Here is a 21,749-nt window from a genome sequence, read left to right as displayed (position 1 = left end):
TACGCCCCATGGCGAACGAGCTGCGGCAACCCCCGTCCCAGACCCGGCCGTTGCTCGAGCGCCGCAAGGAGCTCCGCGCACTCGACTCGGCGCTGACGGGTCTGCGCGACAGCGTCGACGGCGTGCCTCAGGCGCCGCGCGGCGGGGTCCTCGCCTTCACCGGTCCGGCCGGGATGGGCAAGACCGCCCTGCTGACCGAGGCCCGGATCCGCGCCGGGGCGCAGGGGTTCACGGTGCTGTCGGGCAGGGGTGGTGAGAAGGAGCAGGGGCTCGCGTTCCACCTGGTGCGCCAGATCGTCCAGCCCGTCCTGGCCGCCATGGAGGAGGAGGAACGGCGCACCTTCCTGGGCGGCTGGCACGACATCGTCGCCGCCGCGCTCGGCCTGGTCGCGACGCCGGGCGGCCATGTGCCGGATCCGACCGGGGTCCGTGACGGTCTCGACTGGGTGATGACGCGCCTGGCGGTGACGAAGTGCCCTCTCGTGCTGCTGCTGGACGATCTGCACTGGGCCGACGTCGAGTCGCTGAGCTGGCTCGCCTCGTTCGCGCCCCGGGCCATGGATCTGTCACTGCTCGTCGTGGTCGCGTTCCGGCCCGACGAACTGCCGCTGGAGGCCGCTGCCTTCACTTCCCCGGCCGCCGATCTGGGCAGCCGTCCCTTCACTCTGGCGCCGCTCAGCGCCACGGCCGTGGCCCGGATCGTCCGGGACGAGGTCGGGGAGGAGGCCGAGGACGAGTTCTGCGAGGAGTGCTGGGAGGTCACCGCGGGGAGCCCGTTCGAGGCCGTGGAGCTCTCCATCAGGCTCGGCGAGCGCAGTCTGCGGGGCACCAGCGAGGACCTGCCGGCGATGCGTGACCTGGCGGCCGCGGTGAAGGGGCCGGGGCTGATCGAACGGCTTCAGGGGCTCGGCACCACCACCGTCCGCTTCGCCTACGCGGCGGCCGTGCTCGGGCAGGCCATCTCTCCGGAACTGGCCGCCCGTATCGCGGCGATCGGCAGCACCGCGGCGGCCGAGGCCACGCAGAAGCTGCGCGCCGCGCGCATTCTGGCCGACGGCGAGGGGCCCGGGGAGAGCCTGGACTTCGTGCACCCGCTGATCGCCACGACGATCTACCGGTCCATCCGTCCGAGCCTGCGGGAGGGACTGCACAACTCGGCCGCGGAGGTCGTGCGGGCGGCCGGGCTCGGCGACGCCGCCGCGGCCCGGCACCTCCTGGAAGTGCCCTGCGAGGGCAGCGGCGAGGCGGTGGCCTGTCTTCGGCGGGCCGCCCGGGAAGCTCTGCACTCCGGCGCGCCGGAGGCGGCCCGACGGCTGCTGAACCGGGCTCTGCAGGAGCCGCCGCTGCCGGAGGACCGGGCCGCGCTGCTGCACGAACTCGCCTGCGCGACCTTCCTCATCAAACCCACGGCCACCGTCACGCATCTGCGGGAGGCCCTCGCGGAACCTGACATCGACCCCGAGCTGCGCGCCTCGATGGTGTACCGGCTGACCCAGGCGCTGGCCCACACCGACCGGATGGCGGAGGCCGCGACGGTGGCCGCGGACGAGGCGCGGCGGGCCGCCCATCCGCGGATCCGGTTGCGGATGCAGGCCGACCACTTCGTGTGGAGCGCGTTCCGCGCCGACGAGTCGGATTCGTCCGCCCGCTCGCGGGCGCTGGCCCGGCTGGCCGACCGGCTGCCCGGGCGCGGTCTCGAGGAGCGGTACATCCTCGGGTCGCGCGCCTGGGACGCCATGATGTGCGGCGAGCCCCGGCACAAGGCGCTCGCGTTCGCCGAGGAGGCCTTGCGCGGCGGACTGAGCTGGACCCATGAGAACCGGGGCTTCGAGGTCCCCGTCTCGGTCGCGCTGGTGTTCATGTACTGCGACCAGCCACGGCGGGCCGAGGAGCTGTTCGCCAAGGGCATGGCCGAATGCGAGTCGAAGGGGTGGCGCGGCTCCCACCTGGCCCTGGGGCAGACCCTGGCCGGGTACATCCGGTACCGCCGCGGCTGCCTGGCCGAGGCCGAGAACCTGGTGCGGGAGGGGCTGCGCATCGCCGACCGGGTGGAAGGCGCGGTGCCGGCCCAGTGGTTCGCCATCGGCATCCTGATCCAGACGCTGCTGGCCCGCGGCCGGGTCCTGGCGGCACGCCGGCTCGCCGACACCTACCGCTACGGCGAGAGCATTCCGAACTCCGTCATCTATCCCGACCCGCGCACCGTCCACGCCGAGCTGCTCCTGGCGGAGGGCCGGCCCGACGAGGCCGCCGTCCTGCTGACCGAGGTCGGCGAGTGGCTGGAGGGCCGGGACTGGCGCAACCCCGCGTGGTGCCCCTGGCAGCTGGGACTGGCCTCCGCCCTGTCGCGCAGCGCCCCGGACCGGGCGGTGCGCCACGCGCAGGACGCCGTGAAGCGGGCCCGGGACTTCGGCGCGGCCTCCGCGATCGGCCAGGCCCTGCACGCCCAGGCGGAGGTGACGGGCGGGGACGCCGCGCTCGGACTGCACGCGGAGGCCGTCGACCACCTCCAGCAGTCGCCCGCCGCGTACGAACTGGCCCGTGCCCAGGTCGGCCACGGGGCCGCGCTGGCCCGGGCCGGGCACCTGCACGAGGCCGCCGACCGGCTCTACCAGGGCCTGGAAGGCGCGGTCCACTGCGGGGCCGAGGGCCTCGCCGCCCGGGCCAGGAGGGAACTGTCCGCCGCGGGCCTGCGCCCCCTGCCCCTGCGCTACGCCCAGACCGACATGCTCACGGCCCAGGAACGCAAAGCCGCCGAGATGACCGCCCAGGGCCACCCGGCCCCGGTGGTCGCGAAGCAGCTCCGCATCACCGAGCAGGGGGTGCGCCGTCAGCTGTCCTCGGTGTACCGAAAGCTCGGCACCGACGCGGCCGGTCTGGTGGCGGCCCTGGAGGCCTGCCCGCGGCCGGGGCGGTGAGCAGGGCGGCGGGTTCGTCCTCAACTACCGTACTGCGCACACTGCTTGACGTTGAACCGTTTCACTGCTTCCCTCATAAGGCTGCCTATGGGAGCGCTCCCAGCCCACACCCCCACGTGAAGGGAACCCCGTGCAGACCTCCCCCCACACCTCCCCCGGACGCGCCCTGCCCTCCCTGCTGACAGCCATGCTCATGGCCTGTCTGCTGTCCTTGACCGGCGGTTCGCCCGCGCAGGCCGCCCCGGGCGACGTCACGCCGAAGGCGGCCGCCCCCGGGCAGCCAGGCGATCCGAACATCAAGTTCGTCGGCCGCTGGGACACCACGAGTTCCAGCACCGCCTACACCCCGTACTGGGCGGGCGCGTACTACCGGGCCGGCTTCACCGGCCGGACGGTCAAGCTGAAGCAGCGGGGCACGATCGACCTGTGGGCGCGGATCGACAACGGTCCCGTGAAGTTCTACGACGACGTCAAGGGGACCGTGAACCTGACCCCGACCGCCCTCTCCCCCGGCAACCACACACTTCAGGTCAACTACCAGGTGGTGGCGGGCTCCTACCGGGGCGACGCCGTCTTCCAGGGGCTGGTCCTGGACAGCGGCGCGACGACGTTCGCGCCCGCGGCCCCGTCGAAGCTGGTCGAGTTCGTCGGCGACTCCATCACCGTGGGCACGACGAGTTCGCAGAACGCCCGTACCGCGTACGGCTGGCTGATCGGTGAGCGGCTGGGCGTCGAGCACACGCAGATCGCGCAGGGCGGGGCGTGCCTGGTGGCCGCGGCGGACGGATGCGTGGGACTGGAGCGGCAGTTCACCAAGCTCAACCCGAACGCGTCGACGCCCGACTGGAACTTCTCCCGCTACCGGGCCGACGCGGTCGTCATCAACCTCGGCACCAACGACGTGGGCCACGGGGTGAGTACCACGCAGTTCCAGTCGGCGTACAGCAGTCTGCTGCGCAAGGTGCGGGCCGCCTATCCGCAGGCGTGGATCTTCGCGCTGGAGACGTTCCGCGGACGGTTCGTCCCCCAGACCCAGGCCGCCGTGAAGGCCGCCGTAGCCGGAGGGGACGCCCGGGTCTCCTTCGTCGACACCACCGGCTGGCTGGGGTCGGGCGACCTGACGGACTCGGTGCACCCCAACGACCGGGGGCACCGGGTCATCGCCGACCGGCTCGCGCCGGTCATCGCGGCCCGGATCGGTTCGTAGGAGCCCGAAGGCCGGGGGCGGGCCTCACATCGGGCCGGGGCCCGCTCCCCCCTTGAGACGTTCGAGGTCCGAGGGTCGCACCTGGATGACGAGCAGGGCGATCAACGCGGCGACGGCGGTGAAGATCGCCGCCACGATGAAGGCGGCCGAGACGCCGGCGGTGAGGATCTCGTCGGACCAGGGCTTGGGCAGTTGCCCGGTGCGTTCGAACCGGATGCGCTCGGCCGGGGTCGCCTGCCGGAGGAAGTCCGGGACCTGCTTGTCCGCCTCGTTGGTGCTGGCGGTGCCGTACATCGTGACCAGGATGGACAGGCCGAGGGAGCCGCCGACCTGCTGGGTGGCGTTGAGGAGCCCGGAGGCCGCGCCGGTCTCCGGTGTGGGCACGTTGGACAGCGCCATGAGGGTCAGGGACACGAACTCCATGCCCATGCCCAGGCTGAAGACGAGCATCGGGCCGAGGACGCTGCCCGCGTACGTGGAGTGCACGTCGGTCAGGGTCAGCCAGGCCAGGCCCGTCGCGGCCAGGATCGCGCCCACCACCATGAACGGCTTGGGCCCGTAGACGGGCAGGAACCGTGAGGCCAGTCCGGCGCCGATGGCGATGACCGCGCTGACCGGCAGGAAGGCCAGTCCGGCCGAGAGCGGGCTGAACCCGAGCACGTTCTGCACGAACAGCGTGAGGAAGAAGAACATGCCGAAGATGGCGGCGGCCAGGCACAGCATGATGCCGTAGGTACCGGCGCGGTTGCGGTCGGCGAACATGTGCAGCGGTGTGATGGGCTGTTTCGACCGCCGCTCGATCGCGATGAAGGCCGCGAGGACCACGACCGCCCCGGCGAAGGAGGCGAGGGTGAGCGGGTCCCGCCAGCCGTCCTGCGCGGCTCTGATGAAGCCGTAGACGAGCAGCACCATGCCCGCGGTGGAGGTAAGGGCTCCGGCGATGTCGAAATGCCCCGGGTGACGCTCCGACTCCTTGATATAGCGCGGCGTGGCCAGGGCGATGAGCAGCCCGATCGGGACGTTGACGAAGAGCACCCAGCGCCAGTTGAGCCACTCGACCAGGACGCCGCCCGCCAGCAGCCCGATGGCGCCGCCGCCCGCGGAGACCGCGGCGAAGACACCGAAGGCCCGGTTGCGTTCGGGGCCTTCCCGGAAGGTCGTGCTGACCAGTGAGAGGGCCGTCGGCGAGGCGATGGCGCCGCCGACGCCCTGAAGGGCGCGGGCGCCCAGGAGTTGGCCGGCGTTCTGGGCGAACCCGCCGAGCAGGGAGGCGAGCGCGAACAGCAGCACGCCGAAGACGAAGACGCGCCGTCGGCCCAGGATGTCGCCGACCCGGCCGCCGAGGAGCAGCAGACCGCCGAAGGTGAGGGTGTAGGCGTTCACCACCCACGACAGGCTCGTGGTGGAGAACTCCAGCGCACTCTGGATGTGCGGCAGCGCGATGTTCACGATGGTGATGTCGAGGACCACCATCAACTGGCAGGAGGCGATGACCAGCAGTGCCATCGCGTTTCCGCCACCACCGGGTTCCCTGGTGGTGGTCGCCTGTGGTGAAGCCGGCTGCGGGCCGCCTGCGGTGTCCACCGTTCGACGGTACGCCCGCCTCTCCCGCCCCACCACTCGATCACCGTCGGGCCGGGCGGGGCCGGTTGGGTCGCGGCCGAGCTGAGATTCGCGCGCCGTGCGGGGATAATCCGGTCAAGGTGGCCCAGTGGGCCGCGTACGGCGGAGAGGAGCGACCGTGATCCGCGTTCTTCTCGTCGAGCGGACCCGTCTCGTGCGGGGTGCCTTCGCCGCTCTGCTGTCGCGGGAGGACGACATCGAGGTCGTCGCGGAGGCCGACGGCGACGGTGACGTCCTGGCGCGTGCCCTGGTGTGCCGGCCGGACGTGGCCGTGATCGGCGTGGACTCCAGGGAGGGCGAGGAGATCGCCGTCCGGGGCGAGCTGCGGGCGCGGCTGCCGGAGTGCCGGCTGCTGCTGATGATGGCCTCGACGACACCCGAGCGGCTGCGCCGCATGCTCGATCTGCACGCCGCCGGTGTCATCTGCACCAACGCCCCTCCCGACCGGCTGGTGCACGGTGTGCGCAAGCTGGTGCGGGGGCAGCGGTTCGTCGACCCCGAGTTCGCGCTCGCCGCGCTGGACGCGGGAGCGAACCCGCTCACCCCGCGCGAGGTGCAGGTGCTGCGGCTGACCGCCGACGGCACTCCGACGCGGGAGATCGCCGAGCGGCTGTGCCTGTCCGCGGCGACGGTGCGCAACCATCTGTCGGCGATCACCCGGAAGACGGGCGGGCGCAACCGGATCGACGCCATCAGGATCGCCACGGAGTCGGGCTGGGTGTGATCCTCCATGCTCCTGCACGCCCCCTCACGCCCCCGTCGCGGGCCCTGGCGCAGGGACGGCCGGGCAGGTCATCGAGGTGTACCTGCCCGGCCCCCGCGGGCCCTCGCGCCCTTCCCGGGATCTGCTTCGAGCATCCCAGCACGGGGGCGCCGTCCACCAGCGCCTTTTGTCACGCGTGCGGTGTGAAGGCGTCCTTCCCGGACCGTGAGGAACGTCGGTGCGGGATGGGCGTTCGAACTCGGTTGCGGGGTCAGCGGCCGCCGCGGATGAGGCCCGTCAGATAGCGCCAGAGCGAGGAGCGCTGCCGGGCGGCCGGGTCCGGCAGGACCTCCTCGGCCGCCCCCGGCGCGGGCTCGTCGGCCCACGGCCGGGGAGGCGGCGCGGAGGCGAGGTCGTACCGCACGGGCAGCGAGCGCAGGCCGCGCATGAAGGGCGAGGAGCGCCACGGCAGTTGGTCGGCGGGCAGGGCGAGGTCGAGGTAGTCGAACCGCTCGAAGAGGCGCCCCACCCCGGCCGCCGCGACCGCCGAGGCCAGTTCCCGCGCCGGGCACTGGCGCGGGCCCGCTCCCCAGGACAGGTGGGCCCGGGTGCTGATGGTGGTGCCCGAGGCGATGTGGTCGGCGAAGAGCGGGTCGGCGTGGGCGGCGCCCGGGGAGACCCAGACCGGGTCGCCGGCCCGGATGGTGTAGTTGCCGAGCGGGGTGTCCCGGGCGGCGAAGCGCGGGACGAAGTTGACCAGCGGCGGCTTGCGCATGACCACCCGGTTCATGGTCTCCCTGACCATCCCGGCGGACAGGCTGGCGCGCACACTGCCCTCGCCCGAGATGACCTCCACGACGGTGTTGGAGATGAGGATGCCGACGTGGTCGGAAGTCATGCCCAGCAGCATGAACAGCTCTCGGGCGAGATGGTCCAGCGACAGGTCCGGGTGGGCGGCCAGCAGGTAGGAGGGGAAGTCGTCGCCCGGCTTCTCCAGCTTGAGCGCGGCCAGTTCGGCCAGCGTCGCCAGCAGGCGCTCCAGTGCGGCCTCGGCGTCCGGGCCGGCGTCGAGCACCCGCCACATGTCCATCAGCGCGTCGTCGCCCTGCGAGCCGGGGAAGCCCAGCAGGTGGCTGGCCACCATCAGGGGCAGCGGCCGGGAGAACTGGGCGGACAGGTCCGCGAGGCCGCTCTTGCCGCCCTGCCCGATGAGGGTGATCAGTTCGTCGGCGTAGGCGGTGACGGCGGCCTTCAGGCGCTTGGCCTGGGGGTGGCGGGGGTCCTGGAAGGGCTTGAGGGCGACGTCCCAGGCGGTGCGCAGCGGCCGGTAGCCGGCGCCGCCCTGGATGAGGATGTGGTTGACCTCCAGGGAGGGTCCCAGCGGCCAGTCCGCGGGCACCCTGCCCTCGGAGCGGGCCCGCCAGTTCTCCAGGCCCTTGGGCCAGCCGTCGTCGTCCTGGAGCACCTGGAGCGACTCCCGGTAGCCGAGCACCAGCCAGGCGGGCACCCCCAGCAGGTCGACCGGCGCGACGGGGCCGTGCTCCCGGCGCAGCCGTTCGTAGACGAGCGCGGGACGCGTCTCGTAGTCCCTGGTCAGCAGCGGTTCGGGACTGAGTGTCTCCAGCCTCGTGTCGTCCAGGTCCACGGATCCGCCGTCACCCCACTGGGATTCCATCGTCTTGCCACCCTCCGACACGCCCTGTACCGGCGCACCATCAGTCGGTAGCCGGAAACGGTGGGGACCCTACCCCAGCTGAACCCACGGGTAACGACGGGGGTCGGGTGGTGGGGGCGGTGCCGTGGCGTGTCAGGCCGCCGTGTAACCGAGTTGGCGGCGCATGTAGGGCGTCATGAGGCTCTTCGCCTTGGCCAGGGTGGTGGTGCGGCCGCCCAGCACGGCGGATTCGCCGCCCGGCACGGGCAGCACGGTCAGTCCGTCGGCGGGGCCGAACGGCACGATGAGCGGGGTGCGCCGGATCGGGCGGTACAGGCGCGGCTCTTTGCGGTGCCTGCCCGGACTGCGCAGGTGGGCGCGGATGTTGTGGGCGGCGAGGTCCGCCTGGGCGAGCGCGGCGGGGGTGATCTTGAGCTCGCTGACGTCGTTCACGTCGCCGACGGCGAACACGTCCGGCCTGCCCTCGACGCGGAGCGTCCGGTCGACCTTGACGCGTCCGGCGGCGTCGAGCCAGTCGCCGTGCCCGGCCAGGCGCAGCCAGAGCGTGTTGGGGGTGGTGCCGGTCGCCCAGAAGGACAGGTCGGCCTCGATGACCGTGCCGCGGGCGTCGCGGTAGGTGCCGAAGTCGGTGCCGGGCGACATGAAGGACTCGAGCCGCACCTCGATGTCGTGGGACTCCAGCCAGGCCAGCGCCTTGCGTCCGGGGCGGGTCTGGCCGGTGGAGTCGAGCAGTGCGGACCCGGAGTGGGCGAGGGTGACCCGGGCGTCCGGGCGGGCGAGGCGGATCTCGGCGCTGAGTTCGACGCCGCCGGGGCCGCCGCCGACGACCAGGACGTGTTCGGCGGTGGCGATGTCGCGCTGGTGCTCGGCGAACGACTTGACCGCTTCCTCGGTGGTGGTGCCGGTGAAGCGGGCCGGTTCGGGGTAGTCGGCGCCGGTGGCGATCACGACCACGTCGTACGGCAGTCGCTCGCCGGTGGCGAGGACGACGTGCCGTTCGGCGGTGTCGAGGCGGACGGCCTTGCCGGTGACGACGCGGCCGTGGTGCAGCAGCCGGTCGTAGGGGATGAAGGGGGTGTGGGTCCACTCGGGGTGGACTCCGGCGCGCAGGGAGGCGATGCGGTGGAAGAAGACCTCCTTGCGGTCCACCAGCGTCACCCGGGCCGTGGTGTCGAGCCGTCTGGCCAGCCGGACACCGGCGTATCCGCCGCCGATCACCACTACGTCGCCGTCGTGCACACCGAGTCTCCTGTGCCTGTGTGTGGGGGGGGGAGCGAGGGCCGCCGCGGACGGGCCCCGCTCGGATCGACCCTCGGCGGCCACTCGACTGACGCGACAGTAGCGCTTGAAAACTAAAGGGATTCCGAGGTTCGGTGCATGTTCCGTGAAGGGTTCGGCACCTGACCGGCCGTCACGTGCCCCGGATCTTCCCGTCATCTGTCCCAGATCTTCCGGTACGCCTCCCGGTAACCCGACGGATCCCAGGTGGTGGCGCCTTCGCTGTTGTCGGCCGTGGCGATGTGCACCGGTGCCACGTACCCGCTGTCGGGACGGCCGGAGAAGGCGCGGTTGAACTCGTCGACGATCTGCCAGCCCTGGAGGGACAGCGGCTCGGGCACGGTGGCGGCCTGGTACTGCCTGCTGTTCACACGCTGGAAGGCGGAGGGGTCGCCGTCGCCCGCCCCGATGTTGAAGGGCGGCCCTGAGCCCTTCTCACCGGCGGCGCGGAAGGCCGGGGCGGCGTCGGCGAAGTACAGGTCGTTGATGGCCACGGAGTGGGTCCAGCGGTCCCGGAAGCGGGAGAGCAGGGAGGAGATCTCCCGGGGAGTGCGGCTGCTGGCGTCGGGGATCGGGATGTTCTCCACCGAGAGCAGCCGCACGCCCTGACAGCTCGTCAGTTCCTCGCGGATCAGGTCGGACTTGTTGCGCGCGAAGGGGATCGACGCGTCGGTGATGAGCACGACACCGGCGCGGCCGTCGGAGTCGGAGATGATCCACTGCGCGCTGATGCGGGCCACGTCCCGCACGCGGGTGGTGACGTTGGTGAACAGGTCGGGCCGTCGGCTGGGGCCGGGCTCGGGGACGGCGTGCCAGCCGATGAGCGGGATGCGCTGCGCGTTGGCCCTGGCGGTCTGCTGCGCCGTCGAGTCGGGGTCGAACCCGCCGATGACGATGCCCGAGGGACGCAGGGCCACGGCTTCGCTCATGGCCGCCTGGATACCGGCCGGGGTGCCGCCGCCGTCGATGACCCGGACCTTCCAGCCGATGGCCCGCGCGGCGTCCCGCACTCCGTCCGCGGCGCCCGCCACGCCGGGGTTGGTCATGGTCTGGGCGACGAAGACGATCGTCTTGCCCGGCACCGCCTCGGGGCCGCTGGTGGGCCCCGACCAGGGGATGTCGGTGCGCTGCGCGCGGGTGACGGCCTCGCGGGCCCTGGCGTGGACGGCGGGGCAGCCGTTCGGGCCCGTCGTGGACTCCTCCGCGGTCTCGGAGGAACCGCGTTCGCAGCCGGTGAGGGCGGCGGCCGCGGCCAGCAGGGCGCACGAGGCCAGCCGCGCGGTGCGGACTGCGGGGGCGGCCTTGCGGGTGCGGTGCACGGGAGCTCCAGTGAGGGTTCGGCGCGGGCGTGCCGGACGGGTCAGGGCGGTGACGTGCCGCCGTCGGGCGCCGGGGCGGACGGGGACGGCGCCGCGGGTGTGTCGCGGGCCGCGCCGCCGCGCAGCCTGCGGCGGGCCGCGTATCCGGCCAGGCCCACGGCGATCAGGAGGGTGCCGCCGTTGAACAGCGGCACCGTCCAGAACTCGGCGCCGAGCTGGGCGATGCCGGTGAGACCGACGGCGAGGACGGCGACGGCGACGAGGGTGCCGAGGGCGTTGGGTCGGCCGGGCTTGATCGCGGTGGAGCCGAGGAGGGCGCCGACGAAGGCGGGCAGCAGGTAGTCGAGGCCCACGCTCGGGTTGCCGATCTGCTGCTGGGCGGCGAGCAGGACCCCGGCGAAGCCCACGATCAGGCCCGAGGCGGCGAACGCGTGGACGGTGTACCTGCGGGTCGGGATGCCCAGGAGGTCGGCGGCGCGCGGGTTCGACCCGACGACGTACAGGTACCGGCCGAGCGGCAGTCGTTCCAGCACCAGCCAGAGGAGGGCCACGAGGGCGAGCACGTAGAAGGCGGGGACCGGGAGGCCGAGGAAGGAGGAGTCGTAGAGGTCGGTGAACGCGGGCGGCAGGCCCTGCGGGCCGGGGACGATCCGGCCGCCGTCGGTGATCCAGCCGGTCACGGCGTACATGATGCTGCCGGTGCCCAGCGTGGCGATGAAGGAGTCGATCCGGCCGAACTCGACGACGACGCCGTTCAGGACGCCCACGGCCAGCCCGCCGGCGAGCACGGTGAGGCAGGCCGGGGCCCAGGGCCAGCCCTGCTCGACGACGAGCCAGAGCACCATCACATGGGCCAGGCCGAGGGCGTATCCGAGGGAGAGGTCGAACGCGCCGGTGACGATGGGCAGCATGGCGGCGAGGGCGAGGACCGCCGGGATCGACTGGTTGGACAGGATCGAGTCGAGGGTGTCCAGCGTGGGGAACGTGTCCGGCAGGGCGAGGGAGAAGACCAGGTAGAGCAGGGCGGTGAGGGCGAGCAGGCCGTAGGCGCCGACGAGGTGGCCGCCGGGGCGGCGCCCTGGCCGCGGCGGCGTCATGGGTGCCCTGCCGGGGGCGGGGGCAGGGCCGAGGATGCCCGGGTCAGTCCGGCGACGGTGAGGGCGGGGCCGCTCAGCTCTTCCGTCACGGTCCCGCGCACGAAGACCAGCGTGCGCCTGCACACGCTCGTCACCTCCTCGAAGTCGGTGGACAGCAGCAGGACCGCGAGACCCGCCTCCAGCGCCTCGGCCAGCAGGCGGTGGATCGCCGTTTTGGCCCCGACGTCGACACTCGCGGTCGGCTCCTCCAGGATCAGCAGCCACAGGTCCGACCGCAGCCGGCGGCCGATCATGACCTTCTGCTGGTTGCCGCCGGACAGCGTGGCGATGGCGTTCTCGGGATCCGGCGGGCGCACCGCGAACCGTTCGATCAGGGCGGCGGCCCGGGCCCGTTCGCCGCGGGGGCCGATCCAGCGCGGTGCGCGCGGGCCTCCCGCGCGGGGGTCGGCCAGGAGGTTCTCCCGTACGGTCAGCTCGGCGAGGCAGCCTTCCCGCAGCCGGTCGCCCGGTACGAGACCGACCCCGAGGGCGACGGCCTCCGCGACCGAGCGGGGGCGGTACGGACGTCCCCGCAGCGCGGCCCGCCCTTCGAGCAGGGGCCGGGTGCCGGCGAGGGCTCGGCCGAGGTCCATGTGCCCGGCTCCGGAGAGGCCGACCAGGCCGAGCACCTCCCCGGCCGCCAGCTCCAGACTGACCGGCCCGGCCCCGGCGGTACGAACGCCGTCGAGGGTCAGGACGGGCGGCGCCGCGGCCGGTGCCCTTGCGGGGCGGGGGGTGGCCGGTGCGGCCGCCTCGCCGACGATGTCCTTGACCAGCCGGGCCGGGTCGCGGTCCGCCGTCCGGCCGTGACTGACGAGACGGCCGTCGCGCAGGACGGCGTACGCGTCTGCCACCTGGCGGACCTCGTCCAGGCGGTGGCTGACGTAGAGGAGGGCGTGCCCGCGGTCGCGCAGGTCGTGCAGGACGCCGAAGAGCCGGGCGCTGTCCGCGGCGGGCAGGCGGGCGGTCGGTTCGTCGAGGACGAGGAGCCGGGCGCGGGCGGCGAGGGCCCGGGCGATCGCGACCAGGGAGCGGTCGGCGGGCGTGAGGGTGGAGACCGGTGCGTCGGGGTCGAGGTGGGCGGCGACCGCGTGCAGGGCGCCGGCACAGCGCGCGCGGGTGCGCCGCCAGGAGATCAGCCCGGACCGGCGTGCGTAGCCGGTGGTCAGGGCGAGGTTCTCGGAGACGGTCATCCACTCCACGAGGCCGAGGTCCTGGTGGATGAAGGACATGCTCCGGGTGGCCGCGGGGCTGCCGAGCGGCTCCCCCGCGACGGTGATCTGACCGGCGTCGGCCTGGTGGACTCCGGCGAGGATCTTGATGAGGGTGGACTTCCCGGCGCCGTTGGGCCCGAGCAGGGCCAGGACGCTGCCGGGACGGACGTCCAGGTCGACCCCGGCCAGCGCGAGGGTGCCGCCGAACCGTTTGCTGAGCCCGCGGATGCGGAGCAGGGGTTCCGGCCCGAACGGCGAAGCCGTCTTCGCCGACCTGTCGGGAGTGTCGCGCACCCGATCAAATTACAGCATTTCGGGCACTCTTCGGCTCGTCGCGGCTCCACTCGCTCACGCGGCGTCGATCCCGCATTCGGCCCAGATGACCTTGCCCTCCGGCAGATAGCGCGTGCCCCAGCTCTGCGAGAGCTGCGCGACGAGGAACAGACCGCGGCCTCCCTCGTCGGTACTGGCCGCGCGGCGCAGGTGGGGGGCGGTGTTGCTGGCGTCGGAGACCTCGCAGATCAGCGTGCGGCCGTGGAGCAGCCGCACCCTGATGGGCTCGGCGCCGTGCCGGATGGCGTTGGTGATCAGCTCGCTGAGGATCAGCTCCGCGGCGAACGCGGTGTCGTCGAGGCCCCGCCCGGACAGCCACCGCATGGCGCACGCCCGGACCTCGCCGACGAGGGCCGGGTCGGCGGACAGCTCCCAGGTGGCGACCCGGGCGGGATCCATGGCGTGCACGCGGGCGACCAGCAGGGCGATGTCGTCGTGCGGGTGCGCGGGCGCGACGGTGTCCAGGACCGCCTGGCAGGTCTCCTCGGGGGCGCGCCCGGGACGGGCCAGGGCCTCGCGCAGCTGCTCCAGGACCAGGTCGACGTCGCGGTGCCGGTCCTCGATGAGCCCGTCGGTGTACAGGACCAGCTGGCTGCCCGCCGGGAGGTCGACCTCGACGGCGTCGAAGGGCAGGCCTCCGAGACCGAGCGGGGGCCCGGCGGGGAGGTCGGGGAAGCTCACGGTGCCGTCGGGGAGCACGAGCGCGGGCGGCGGGTGACCGGCCCGGGCCATCAGGCACCGCTGCGTGGTCGGGTCGTGGATGGCGTAGAGACAGGTCGCGCCGATGACGCCGGCGCCCTTGCCGTCCGGGTCCTCCCGGTCGAGGCGGCCCACGAGGTTGTCCAGGTGGGTGAGGACCTCCTCCGGCGGGAAGTCGAGCTCGGCGAAGCTGCGCGCGGCGGTGCGCAACCGGCCCATCGTGGCCGCGGAGAGCATGCCGTGGCCGACGACGTCGCCGACGAGCAGTCCGACACGGGCACCGGACAGGGGGATGACGTCGTACCAGTCACCGCCCACGTCGGACTCGGCGGGCAGATAGCGGTGGGCGACCTCGACGGCGTCCTGGTCGGGCAGGCCGTGCGGGAGGAGCCGGCGCTGGAGGGCCAGGACCATGGTGCGTTCGTGGGTGTAGCGCCGGGCGTTGTCGATGGACAGGGCGGCGCGGGAGGCGAGCTCCTGAGCCAGGGAGCGGTCGTCGTCCCCGAAGGAGCCGCCCGCTCGGTAGAAGCTGGCGATGCCGAGGACCACGCCCCGGGCGAGCAGGGGCACCGCGATCAGGGACTGCACGTGGGTCAGCAGGCGCTCGGTGTGCTCGGGGTCCTGGGCGAGCCAGCCCGCGGCGGCCTTCAGATCCGGCTCCAGCACGGCCTCGCCACGGGTGAGACAGCGCAGCTGGGGTGCGGTCGGACCGTAGTCCATACGCTTGCCGGGCGGGGTGAAGGGCAGTCCCTCATGGATGCCGTGGAGAACGGTGCGGCGCAGGTCGGCGAGGGGGTCGGCGGACTCCTCGCCTCGCAGCACGGCGTCGGGCAGGTCGATGGTGACGAAGTCGGCCAGTCCGGGAACGGCCGTCTCGGCCAGTTCCTCGGCGGTGCGGCGCACGTCCAGGGTGGTGCCGATGCGGGTGCTGGCCTCGGACAGCAACTCCAGACGCCGGCGCGCGGCCAGGGCGTAGGCCCCGACGTGCGGCTCCCCCAGCATCACCAGTCCCCGTGCGGGGAACGCGGCTTCGGACGGCACACCGGGCGGGCGACGCCCTCCGCCGTCCGGCGGCGGTGCACCGTCAGGCGTGGGTGCACCGTTCGGCGTGGGTGCACCGTCAGGCGTGGGTGCGTCGGGTTCGGCGGCGCTGCGACCGCCGTCGGCCGTGACGACCGCGTCGGGCTCGCCCGGGCCGTCCGCTTCCGGCGTGGCCCCACCCCCCTCGACCGCCGCCGGAAGGCCTCCGTCGGGCCCGGCAGGCGCATCCGGCCCGGAGGCCGCCCCTGACCAGGCCGTCGCGCCACCGGGCCAGGAGGCATCCCCACGGTTGCCGGGCGCCCCGGGGGTGAGGGGTGCGTCAGGCTCGGCGGTGGTGCCGGACGCGCCGGGGGCGACGGATGGGTCGGGCCCGTCGGTCATACCGGGCGCACCGGTCATACCGGGGGCGACGGGTTCGGCGGGCCCGTCGGACCCGGTGACCGCGCCCGCTGCGGCGGAACCGCCACCTCCGGTGGAGGTGGCCGCCCGGCCGGGGGACGCGGCGAGGAAGCCGGACGGAAGGGTGAGCGCCGGGCGCGCGAACGAGAGCGGGGCGGCGAGCGGGAGGAGTTCGTCCGTCTGGTGGGGTATGACGAGGGCCTCTCCCGCCGGGATGCCCGGCAGCTCGGCCTCGATGGCGATGCCCCGCACGCCGGATCCGCTCCTCACCGGGCGGCTCACGAGCGTCACCCGCCGGCCGTCGGACAGGGTCACCTCGAGGGTCCCCGGCCGGGCGCCGGAGATCAGCGCGGCGGCCTTCTCCTTCAAGAGCTCCTGGTCGACGGGACGCAACGCGTTCACCAGGGCATCCACGGCCACACCGCGGCGCGGACCGGCCGTCTCGGCCGCGGTGGCCAGATACGTCCGCAGCAGGGCGCGCTCGTGCGCCGAGCTCTGGCCCAGCAGCCGCCGTTCGATGCCCTCGGCGGCCCTGCGGATGGCGACGCCCAGCGCGGGCCGCTCGAAGCCACGCGGGTAGCCGAGGCACAGCACGCCCTCGATGCGCCCGCTGAGCGGGTCCCGGACGGGCAGCGCGACGCACGCGCTCTGCTGGGAGCGCTCCGCGAAGTGCTCGGCGCCGTAGACGCGGATGAGCTGCCGCTCCGCCAGGGCCAGCCCGATGCCGTTGGTGCCGGCTACCTGCTCGGCGAAGACGAACCCGGGCACGACCTGGATGGCCGGCAGACTCCTGGCCATCGACGGGTCCCCGAAGCGGCGCAGCAGCACCGTCCCGTTCGCGTCGGCCACGGAGATGTTGACCTGGCTCCCGGCGAACGTGGCCTGCAAACGGTCGAGCACCGGCGCGGCCGCCCGGACGATCCGGCTCCCCGGGTCGAAGTCGTCCCGGTAGGGCAGGTCGACCGCGTCCGGCGACAGCCCCAGGGAGCGGCTGCGCTGCCACGAGTTGAGGATGGACGTCCGTACGCCGGCCGCGACCGGCTCGCCCTGGAGAAACCGTTCGCGAAGACTCACGGGCCCCGTGCCGTTCGTCGCACGCCCCGCCGGCTTGGGTTCCTCGTCGGACCGAACCACGCTTCGCCTCACTTGCGCCCGCGATAATCCGCTGCTGGGAAGAGAGTCTGGCATTGATGAGGATACGGGCATTACGGTCACGCGTCACGGTGCACCCGGGACCCACGGGGCCGGTGAGCGGCGGACGGGAGCGGACGGCGGAGCGGACGGGCTGCGCTCACCCCAGGAAACTCAGGCGTACCTTGCGTTCGGGGTTGTCCCTGTTGGTGTCGACCAGGCACACCGACTGCCAGGTGCCGAGTTCCAGTCGGCCGCCCACCACCGGCAGGGTCGCGTGCGGCGGGACGAGGGCGGGCAGGACGTGGTCGCGGCCGTGACCGGGGCTGCCGTGCCGGTGCTGCCAGCGGTCGTCGGCGGGCAGCAGGGTGTGCAGCGCGGCCAGCAGGTCGTCGTCGCTGCCGGCACCGGTCTCCAGGACGGCGATGCCGGCCGTCGCGTGCGGGACGAAGACATTGAGCAGACCGTCGCGGCCGGCCGCCGCCTCGCGCAGGAAGGACTCACAGTCGCCGGTGATGTCGAGGACCCGCTCGGCGGTACCGGTGCTGACGTTCAGGACTCGCGTGGTGAAGACATCTGACATGCTCCCATCCTGACGTACCCGGTGGCCGTCCCCGGGCCATGCCCGGCCGGTGGCGAGCCCTCCCCCCGCCGCCGTCTGTCCAACCTCCCGCCGCGCCGGACGATCGCCGAGGGAAGATCCACGCCTCCGCCCCGGTTAGTAGAAGTGTGAACAACACACACGAGGTCGACGTGGTCGTCATCGGCGCGGGTCAGGCAGGTCTGGCCGCCGCCTACCACCTGCGGCGATCCGGTTTCGAGCCGGACCGCGACTTCGTCGTGCTGGACCACTCCCCCGGCCCCGGCGGCGCCTGGCAGTTCCGGTGGCCCTCGCTCACGTACGGCAAGGTGCACGGGATGCACGCCCTGCCGGGCATGGAACTGACGGACGCCGACCCGGAGCGGCCGTCCGCCGAGGTGATCAGCGCCTACTTCGACCGCTACGAGCGGGCCTTCGATCTGCGGGTCAGGCGTCCGGTGGACGTGCGGGCCGTACGCGAGGGGCCCGGTGGCCGGCTGCTCGTGGAGACCTCGGACGGCGTGTGGGCGGCTCGCGCGCTGATCAACGCGACCGGCACCTGGGACCGGCCGTTCTGGCCGCGCTACCCCGGCCAGGAGACCTTCCGGGGGCGGCAGCTGCACACGGCGCGGTACCCCGGGCCCGAGCAGTTCGCCGGGCAGCGGGTCGTGGTGGTGGGCGGCGGCGCCTCGGGCACCCAGCATCTGCTGGAGATCGCCTCGTACGCCACGGCCACCACCTGGGTGACACGGCGCCCGCCGGTCTTCCGTGAGGGACCCTTCGACGAGGACGCGGGCCGCGCGGCGGTCGCGCTCGTCGAGGAACGGGTGCGTCAGGGACTGCCGCCCCGCAGCGTCGTCTCGGTGACGGGGCTGCCGCTCAACGACGCGATCCGGCAGGGCATCGAGGACGGGGTGCTCGACCGGCAGCCGATGTTCGACCGCATCACGCCCACAGGTGTGGACTGGGCCGACGGCCGCCACGTCGACGCCGACGTGATCCTCTGGGCCACCGGCTTCCGCGCCGCCCTCGGCCACCTCGCCCCGCTCCGGCTGCGCGCCCCGGGCGGCGGCATCCGCATGGAGGGAACGCACGCGGCGGCGGACCCCCGCGTCCACCTCGTCGGCTACGGCCCGTCGGCCAGCACCATCGGGGCCAACCGGGCCGGCCGCGCCGCCGTACGGGACATCAGGCGACTGCTGGAGAGGGAGCCGGCCGCGGCGTGAGGCCGGGCGGCACCGACGCGCCCGTCACCCGGCCGCCCGCACCCCGCTCTTGTGGTTCCGCGCGTTGAACTCCGCGACATTGCGCTGGTGTTGCTGGTAGTCCGCCGTGAAGCGGGTGTCGCCCGGGCGGACCGTGACGAAGTACAGCCAGTCGCCCGGTGGCGGGTTGACGGCCGCGCGCATCGCTTCCTCGCCCGGGTTGTCGATGGGCGTGGGCGGCAGGCCCATGCGCTGGTACGAGTTGTAGGGGCTGTCGATCCGGGTGTCGCTCTCCGTCGTGCGGAGGGTGGAGCGGTTGAGGGCGTAGTTGATGGTGGAGTCCATCTGCAGCGGCATGCCGCGTTCGAGGCGGTTGAAGATCACCCGGGCCACCTTGCCCATGTCGGCCCTGGTGGCCGCCTCCGCCTGGACGATGCTCGCGATGGTGACGGCCTGGTAGACGTTCATGGCGTTGCGCTGCGCCCCGGCGGCGATGGGCGCGCCGTTGAACTTCTCGTTGGCGGTGTCGACCATCAGCGCGAGGAGCCTGTCCGGCGTGGTGTTCTCCCGGAGCGGATAGGTGGCCGGGAAGAGGTAGCCCTCCGGATTGCCCTCGGCGTCGTTCGGCAGTTTCAGGGCGGCTTTGTCCAGGGACTTCCTGGTACTTCCCGCGGGCAGGGCGAGGACCTTGTCGACGGCCGCGTAGACCTGGCTCGCACGCCAGCCCTCCGGGACGGCCAGCGTCGTGGGCCGGCCCTCTTCCTCGGTGCCGAGAGTCAGCAGCGGCACCGCCACGGCGGTACCGACCACGACGGCTCCGGTCGCGACGAGGGCGATGCGGCCCCGGCGCGTCAGTCGAATCGTGCTCCGTGGCGGAGTGTTCTTCTGCATGCGGGCACGGTAACCCGCATATCGTCACAAACCCGGCATATTTTCATCTTGTCGGTTCCAGTTGGGCGTCCCGGCGTACGAGCGCCGCATACCGGCCGCCCAGGTCCAGGAGCTCCTCGTGCGTGCCGCGTTCCACCGCCCGCCCCGCGTCGAGGACCACGATCTGGTCGGCGCCGCGCACGGTGGAGAGCCGGTGGGCGATGGTGAGGGTGGTGCGGTTCGCCGACAAGGCGTCGATGGCGTCCTGGACGGCCGCCTCGGTCCGGGTGTCCAGGGCGCTGGTGGCCTCGTCGAGGATGAGGACCGGCGGGTCGCGCAGGATGGTGCGGGCGATGGCCAGGCGCTGCTTCTCCCCGCCGGAGAAGCGGTGACCGCGCTCACCGACGACGGTGTCGTAGCCGTCGGGCAGGGCGGCGATGTGGTCGTGGATCTGCGCCGCCTCGGCCGCCTGACGCAGTTCCTCGTCGGTGGCGTCGGGCTTGGCGAAGCGCAGGTTGTCGGCGACCGAGGCGTGGAAGAGGTACGTCTCCTGCGAGACGACGCCGACCGCGCGGGCCAGGGTGTCGAAGTCGAGGTCGCGGACGTCGACCCCGTCGAGGGTGACGCGGCCGCCGGTGACGTCGTAGAGCCGGGGCACCAGATAGCCGAGGGTGGACTTGCCCGCGCCGGTGGGGCCGACGATCGCGAGGCTGCCTCCGGCCGGGACGGTGAGGTCGATGCCGTCGAGGACGGGACCGCCCTTGCCGTCGTAGCCGAAGGAGACGTTCTCGAAGCGCACCTCGCCCTTGACCCGGTCCAGGCGCACCGGGTCGGGGCGCTCGGTGATGTCGATCGGCAGGTCGAGGTACTCGAAGATGCGCTGGAAGAGGGCGAGCGAGGTCTGGATCTGCACACCGGTCGACAACAGGCTCACGGCCGGGCGGAACAGGCCCTGCTGGAGCGAGACGAAGGCGACGATGGTGCCGATGGAGACCTCGGGGCCGCCCAGCTGGAGGGCCATGCCGGCGGTCCAGTAGATGACGGCGGGCAGGGCGGCCATGACGATGGTGATGACGGCCATGCGCCACCGTCCGGCCATGTTCGACCGGACCTCGAGGTCGACGAGTTCCTCCGACTCCTCGGCGAAGGACCTGGTCAGCGAGTCCGAGCGGCCCATGGTGCGGCCGAGCAGGATGCCGCTGACGGAGAGCGACTCGGTGACGGTGGCGGCCATGGCGGCCATCTGCTTCTGGCGCTGGGTGGTGATCTTCCGGCGTTCGTTGCCGACGCGGCGGCTGATCCACACGAACACCGGCAGCAACAGCAGGGAGACCACCGTCAGGCGCCAGTCCAGGGCGATCATCGCGACGATCGTGGCGACCACGCTGGTGACGTTGGAGACCAGGGAGGTCGCGGTGGAGGTGACGGTGGCCTGCATGCCGCCGATGTCGTTGGCGATGCGCGACTGCACCTCGCCCGTGCGCGTGCGCGTGAAGAAGGCCAACGACATCCGCTGGAGCCGGCCGTAGACGGCGGTGCGCAGATCGTGCATGACGCGCTGGCCGACCGTCGTGGAGATCAGGGTCTGGAGGACTCCGAAGACGCTGGTGAGGACCGCGCTGAGGATCATGCCGAGGGCGAGCAGACTGAGCAGGCCCGTGCGCCCCTGGGGGATCGCGACGTCCAGGATCTCCTTCAGCAGGAAGGGGGTGGCGACCGAGACCAGCGACGCGGCACCGACCAGCAGGCCGACGATCGCGAGGCGGCCCCGGTAGGGGCGGAAGAGGCCGAGGATGCGGCGGACCTGCCGGGGCTGCTCCTTCGAGTCGGCCGGTGGGGTCCAGGAGGCTTCACGGTCGGGATGCATGGGCTCCTACGAGGGATGCGGCGGATCGGATCACAGCTCATTGTTACCTATACTCACAATGAACTGCATCCTGATATTGTTCCCGCATGACCACGCCCGACTCCGACGGCCTGCTCGCCGAGCAGTTGCTGCGGCTCACCCGTCGTGTGCACCGCATCCAGAAGCGCCATCTGGAGCAGCGCGACCTCGGCATCACCCCGGCCCAGTCCCGGCTGCTGCGCACACTGGCGCACTGGGGCTCGCCGCCGCGCATGGCGGACCTGGCGGAGCGCCTCGAGGTGGTGCCGCGGGCCGTGACGACTCTGGTCGACGCCCTGGAGGCGAGCGGCAAGGTGCGCCGGGTCCCGGACCCGGCGAACCGGCGGGTGATCCGCATCGAGCTCACGGACGACGGCCGGGGTGCGCTGCGCGAGCTGCGGGCGGCCCGCAGGTCGGCCGCCGAGGAGATCCTCGCGCCGCTGACGGGCGATCAGCGCGAGGCGCTCGGCGGGCTGCTGAACACGCTGATCGACGGGGAGCCGGTGCGGTCCTGCTGACCGGCCGAACCCCGC

The 21,749-nt window shown here is 72.9% G+C and carries 15 protein-coding genes; 5 read left to right on the top strand and 10 right to left on the bottom strand.

Annotated elements, in window-relative coordinates:
- Window positions 1-8: 8 nt before the first annotated feature.
- Window positions 9-2,918, top strand: coding sequence for an AAA family ATPase (locus tag AB0I06_RS22470; protein ID WP_363120603.1), 2,910 nt, complete (start codon window positions 9-11; stop codon window positions 2,916-2,918).
- A 130-nt stretch (window positions 2,919-3,048) separates the two neighbouring features.
- Complete coding sequence (locus tag AB0I06_RS22465) at window positions 3,049-4,125, top strand: GDSL-type esterase/lipase family protein (RefSeq protein WP_363120602.1); 1,077 nt, start codon at window positions 3,049-3,051, stop codon at window positions 4,123-4,125.
- A gap of 24 nt (window positions 4,126-4,149) precedes the next feature.
- Here the strand turns inward: AB0I06_RS22465 and AB0I06_RS22460 are convergent, their stop codons facing one another.
- Entirely contained in the window at window positions 4,150-5,631 is a 1,482-nt protein-coding gene (locus tag AB0I06_RS22460; protein ID WP_363120669.1) for an MFS transporter, read from the bottom strand.
- Between the two features lie 235 nt (window positions 5,632-5,866).
- Between AB0I06_RS22460 and AB0I06_RS22455 the strand changes: the two genes are divergently transcribed.
- The gene (locus AB0I06_RS22455; RefSeq protein ID WP_363120601.1) at window positions 5,867-6,472 is read left to right on the top strand and encodes a response regulator transcription factor; all 606 of its coding nucleotides are present in this window, start codon (window positions 5,867-5,869) and stop codon (window positions 6,470-6,472) included.
- Between the two features lie 250 nt (window positions 6,473-6,722).
- Here AB0I06_RS22455 and AB0I06_RS22450 read toward each other — a convergent pair whose 3' ends face one another.
- The 7 genes from AB0I06_RS22450 to AB0I06_RS22420 all read right to left on the bottom strand — a co-directional run bounded on the left by AB0I06_RS22450 (window position 6,723) and on the right by AB0I06_RS22420 (window position 17,259).
- The gene (locus AB0I06_RS22450) at window positions 6,723-8,126 is read right to left on the bottom strand and encodes a cytochrome P450 (protein ID WP_363120600.1); all 1,404 of its coding nucleotides are present in this window, start codon (window positions 8,124-8,126) and stop codon (window positions 6,723-6,725) included.
- A 132-nt stretch (window positions 8,127-8,258) separates the two neighbouring features.
- Window positions 8,259-9,365, bottom strand: coding sequence for an FAD-dependent oxidoreductase (locus AB0I06_RS22445; protein WP_363120599.1), 1,107 nt, complete (start codon window positions 9,363-9,365; stop codon window positions 8,259-8,261).
- 194 nt (window positions 9,366-9,559) lie between these two features.
- The gene (locus AB0I06_RS22440) at window positions 9,560-10,723 is read right to left on the bottom strand and encodes a substrate-binding domain-containing protein (protein WP_363120598.1); all 1,164 of its coding nucleotides are present in this window, start codon (window positions 10,721-10,723) and stop codon (window positions 9,560-9,562) included.
- A gap of 41 nt (window positions 10,724-10,764) precedes the next feature.
- The gene (locus AB0I06_RS22435; protein WP_363120597.1) at window positions 10,765-11,820 is read right to left on the bottom strand and encodes an ABC transporter permease; all 1,056 of its coding nucleotides are present in this window, start codon (window positions 11,818-11,820) and stop codon (window positions 10,765-10,767) included.
- A complete protein-coding gene (locus AB0I06_RS22430) occupies window positions 11,817-13,367 on the bottom strand; it encodes a sugar ABC transporter ATP-binding protein (protein WP_363120596.1) in 1,551 nt (516 codons plus the stop codon). The genes AB0I06_RS22435 and AB0I06_RS22430 overlap by 4 nt, the downstream gene beginning before the upstream one ends.
- A 54-nt stretch (window positions 13,368-13,421) precedes the next feature.
- Window positions 13,422-16,679: a SpoIIE family protein phosphatase gene (locus AB0I06_RS22425; protein ID WP_363120595.1), complete on the bottom strand. Its 3,258-nt coding sequence runs from the start codon at window positions 16,677-16,679 to the stop codon at window positions 13,422-13,424.
- A gap of 157 nt (window positions 16,680-16,836) precedes the next feature.
- On the bottom strand, window positions 16,837-17,259 hold the full coding sequence (locus AB0I06_RS22420; RefSeq protein WP_363120594.1) for a secondary thiamine-phosphate synthase enzyme YjbQ: 423 nt from the start codon (window positions 17,257-17,259) through the stop codon (window positions 16,837-16,839).
- Window positions 17,260-17,405: 146 nt separating this feature from the next.
- Between AB0I06_RS22420 and AB0I06_RS22415 the strand changes: the two genes are divergently transcribed.
- Window positions 17,406-18,482 (top strand): NAD(P)-binding domain-containing protein, encoded by a 1,077-nt coding sequence (locus AB0I06_RS22415; RefSeq protein WP_363120593.1) that lies wholly within the window; start codon window positions 17,406-17,408, stop codon window positions 18,480-18,482.
- A gap of 24 nt (window positions 18,483-18,506) precedes the next feature.
- On the opposite strand, the gene mltG is transcribed toward AB0I06_RS22415, so the two are convergent.
- Both mltG and AB0I06_RS22405 read right to left on the bottom strand, forming a co-directional pair.
- Entirely contained in the window at window positions 18,507-19,352 is an 846-nt protein-coding gene (gene mltG / locus AB0I06_RS22410; protein ID WP_363120592.1) for an endolytic transglycosylase MltG, read from the bottom strand.
- Window positions 19,353-19,395: 43 nt separating this feature from the next.
- On the bottom strand, window positions 19,396-21,198 hold the full coding sequence (locus tag AB0I06_RS22405) for an ABC transporter ATP-binding protein (RefSeq protein WP_363120591.1): 1,803 nt from the start codon (window positions 21,196-21,198) through the stop codon (window positions 19,396-19,398).
- Window positions 21,199-21,284: 86 nt separating this feature from the next.
- Here AB0I06_RS22405 and AB0I06_RS22400 point away from each other — a divergent pair, with 86 nt between their 5' ends.
- Window positions 21,285-21,734 carry a MarR family transcriptional regulator gene (locus AB0I06_RS22400; protein ID WP_363120590.1) on the top strand — a complete coding sequence of 150 codons (450 nt, stop codon included), beginning with the start codon at window positions 21,285-21,287 and terminating at the stop codon, window positions 21,732-21,734.
- Window positions 21,735-21,749 lie beyond the last annotated feature (15 nt).

The sequence above is a fragment of the Streptomyces sp. NPDC050674 genome, assembly GCF_040654575.1.
Classification (GTDB): Bacteria; Actinomycetota; Actinomycetes; order Streptomycetales; family Streptomycetaceae; genus Streptomyces.
This window is presented reverse-complemented; position numbering and strand designations above follow the sequence as displayed.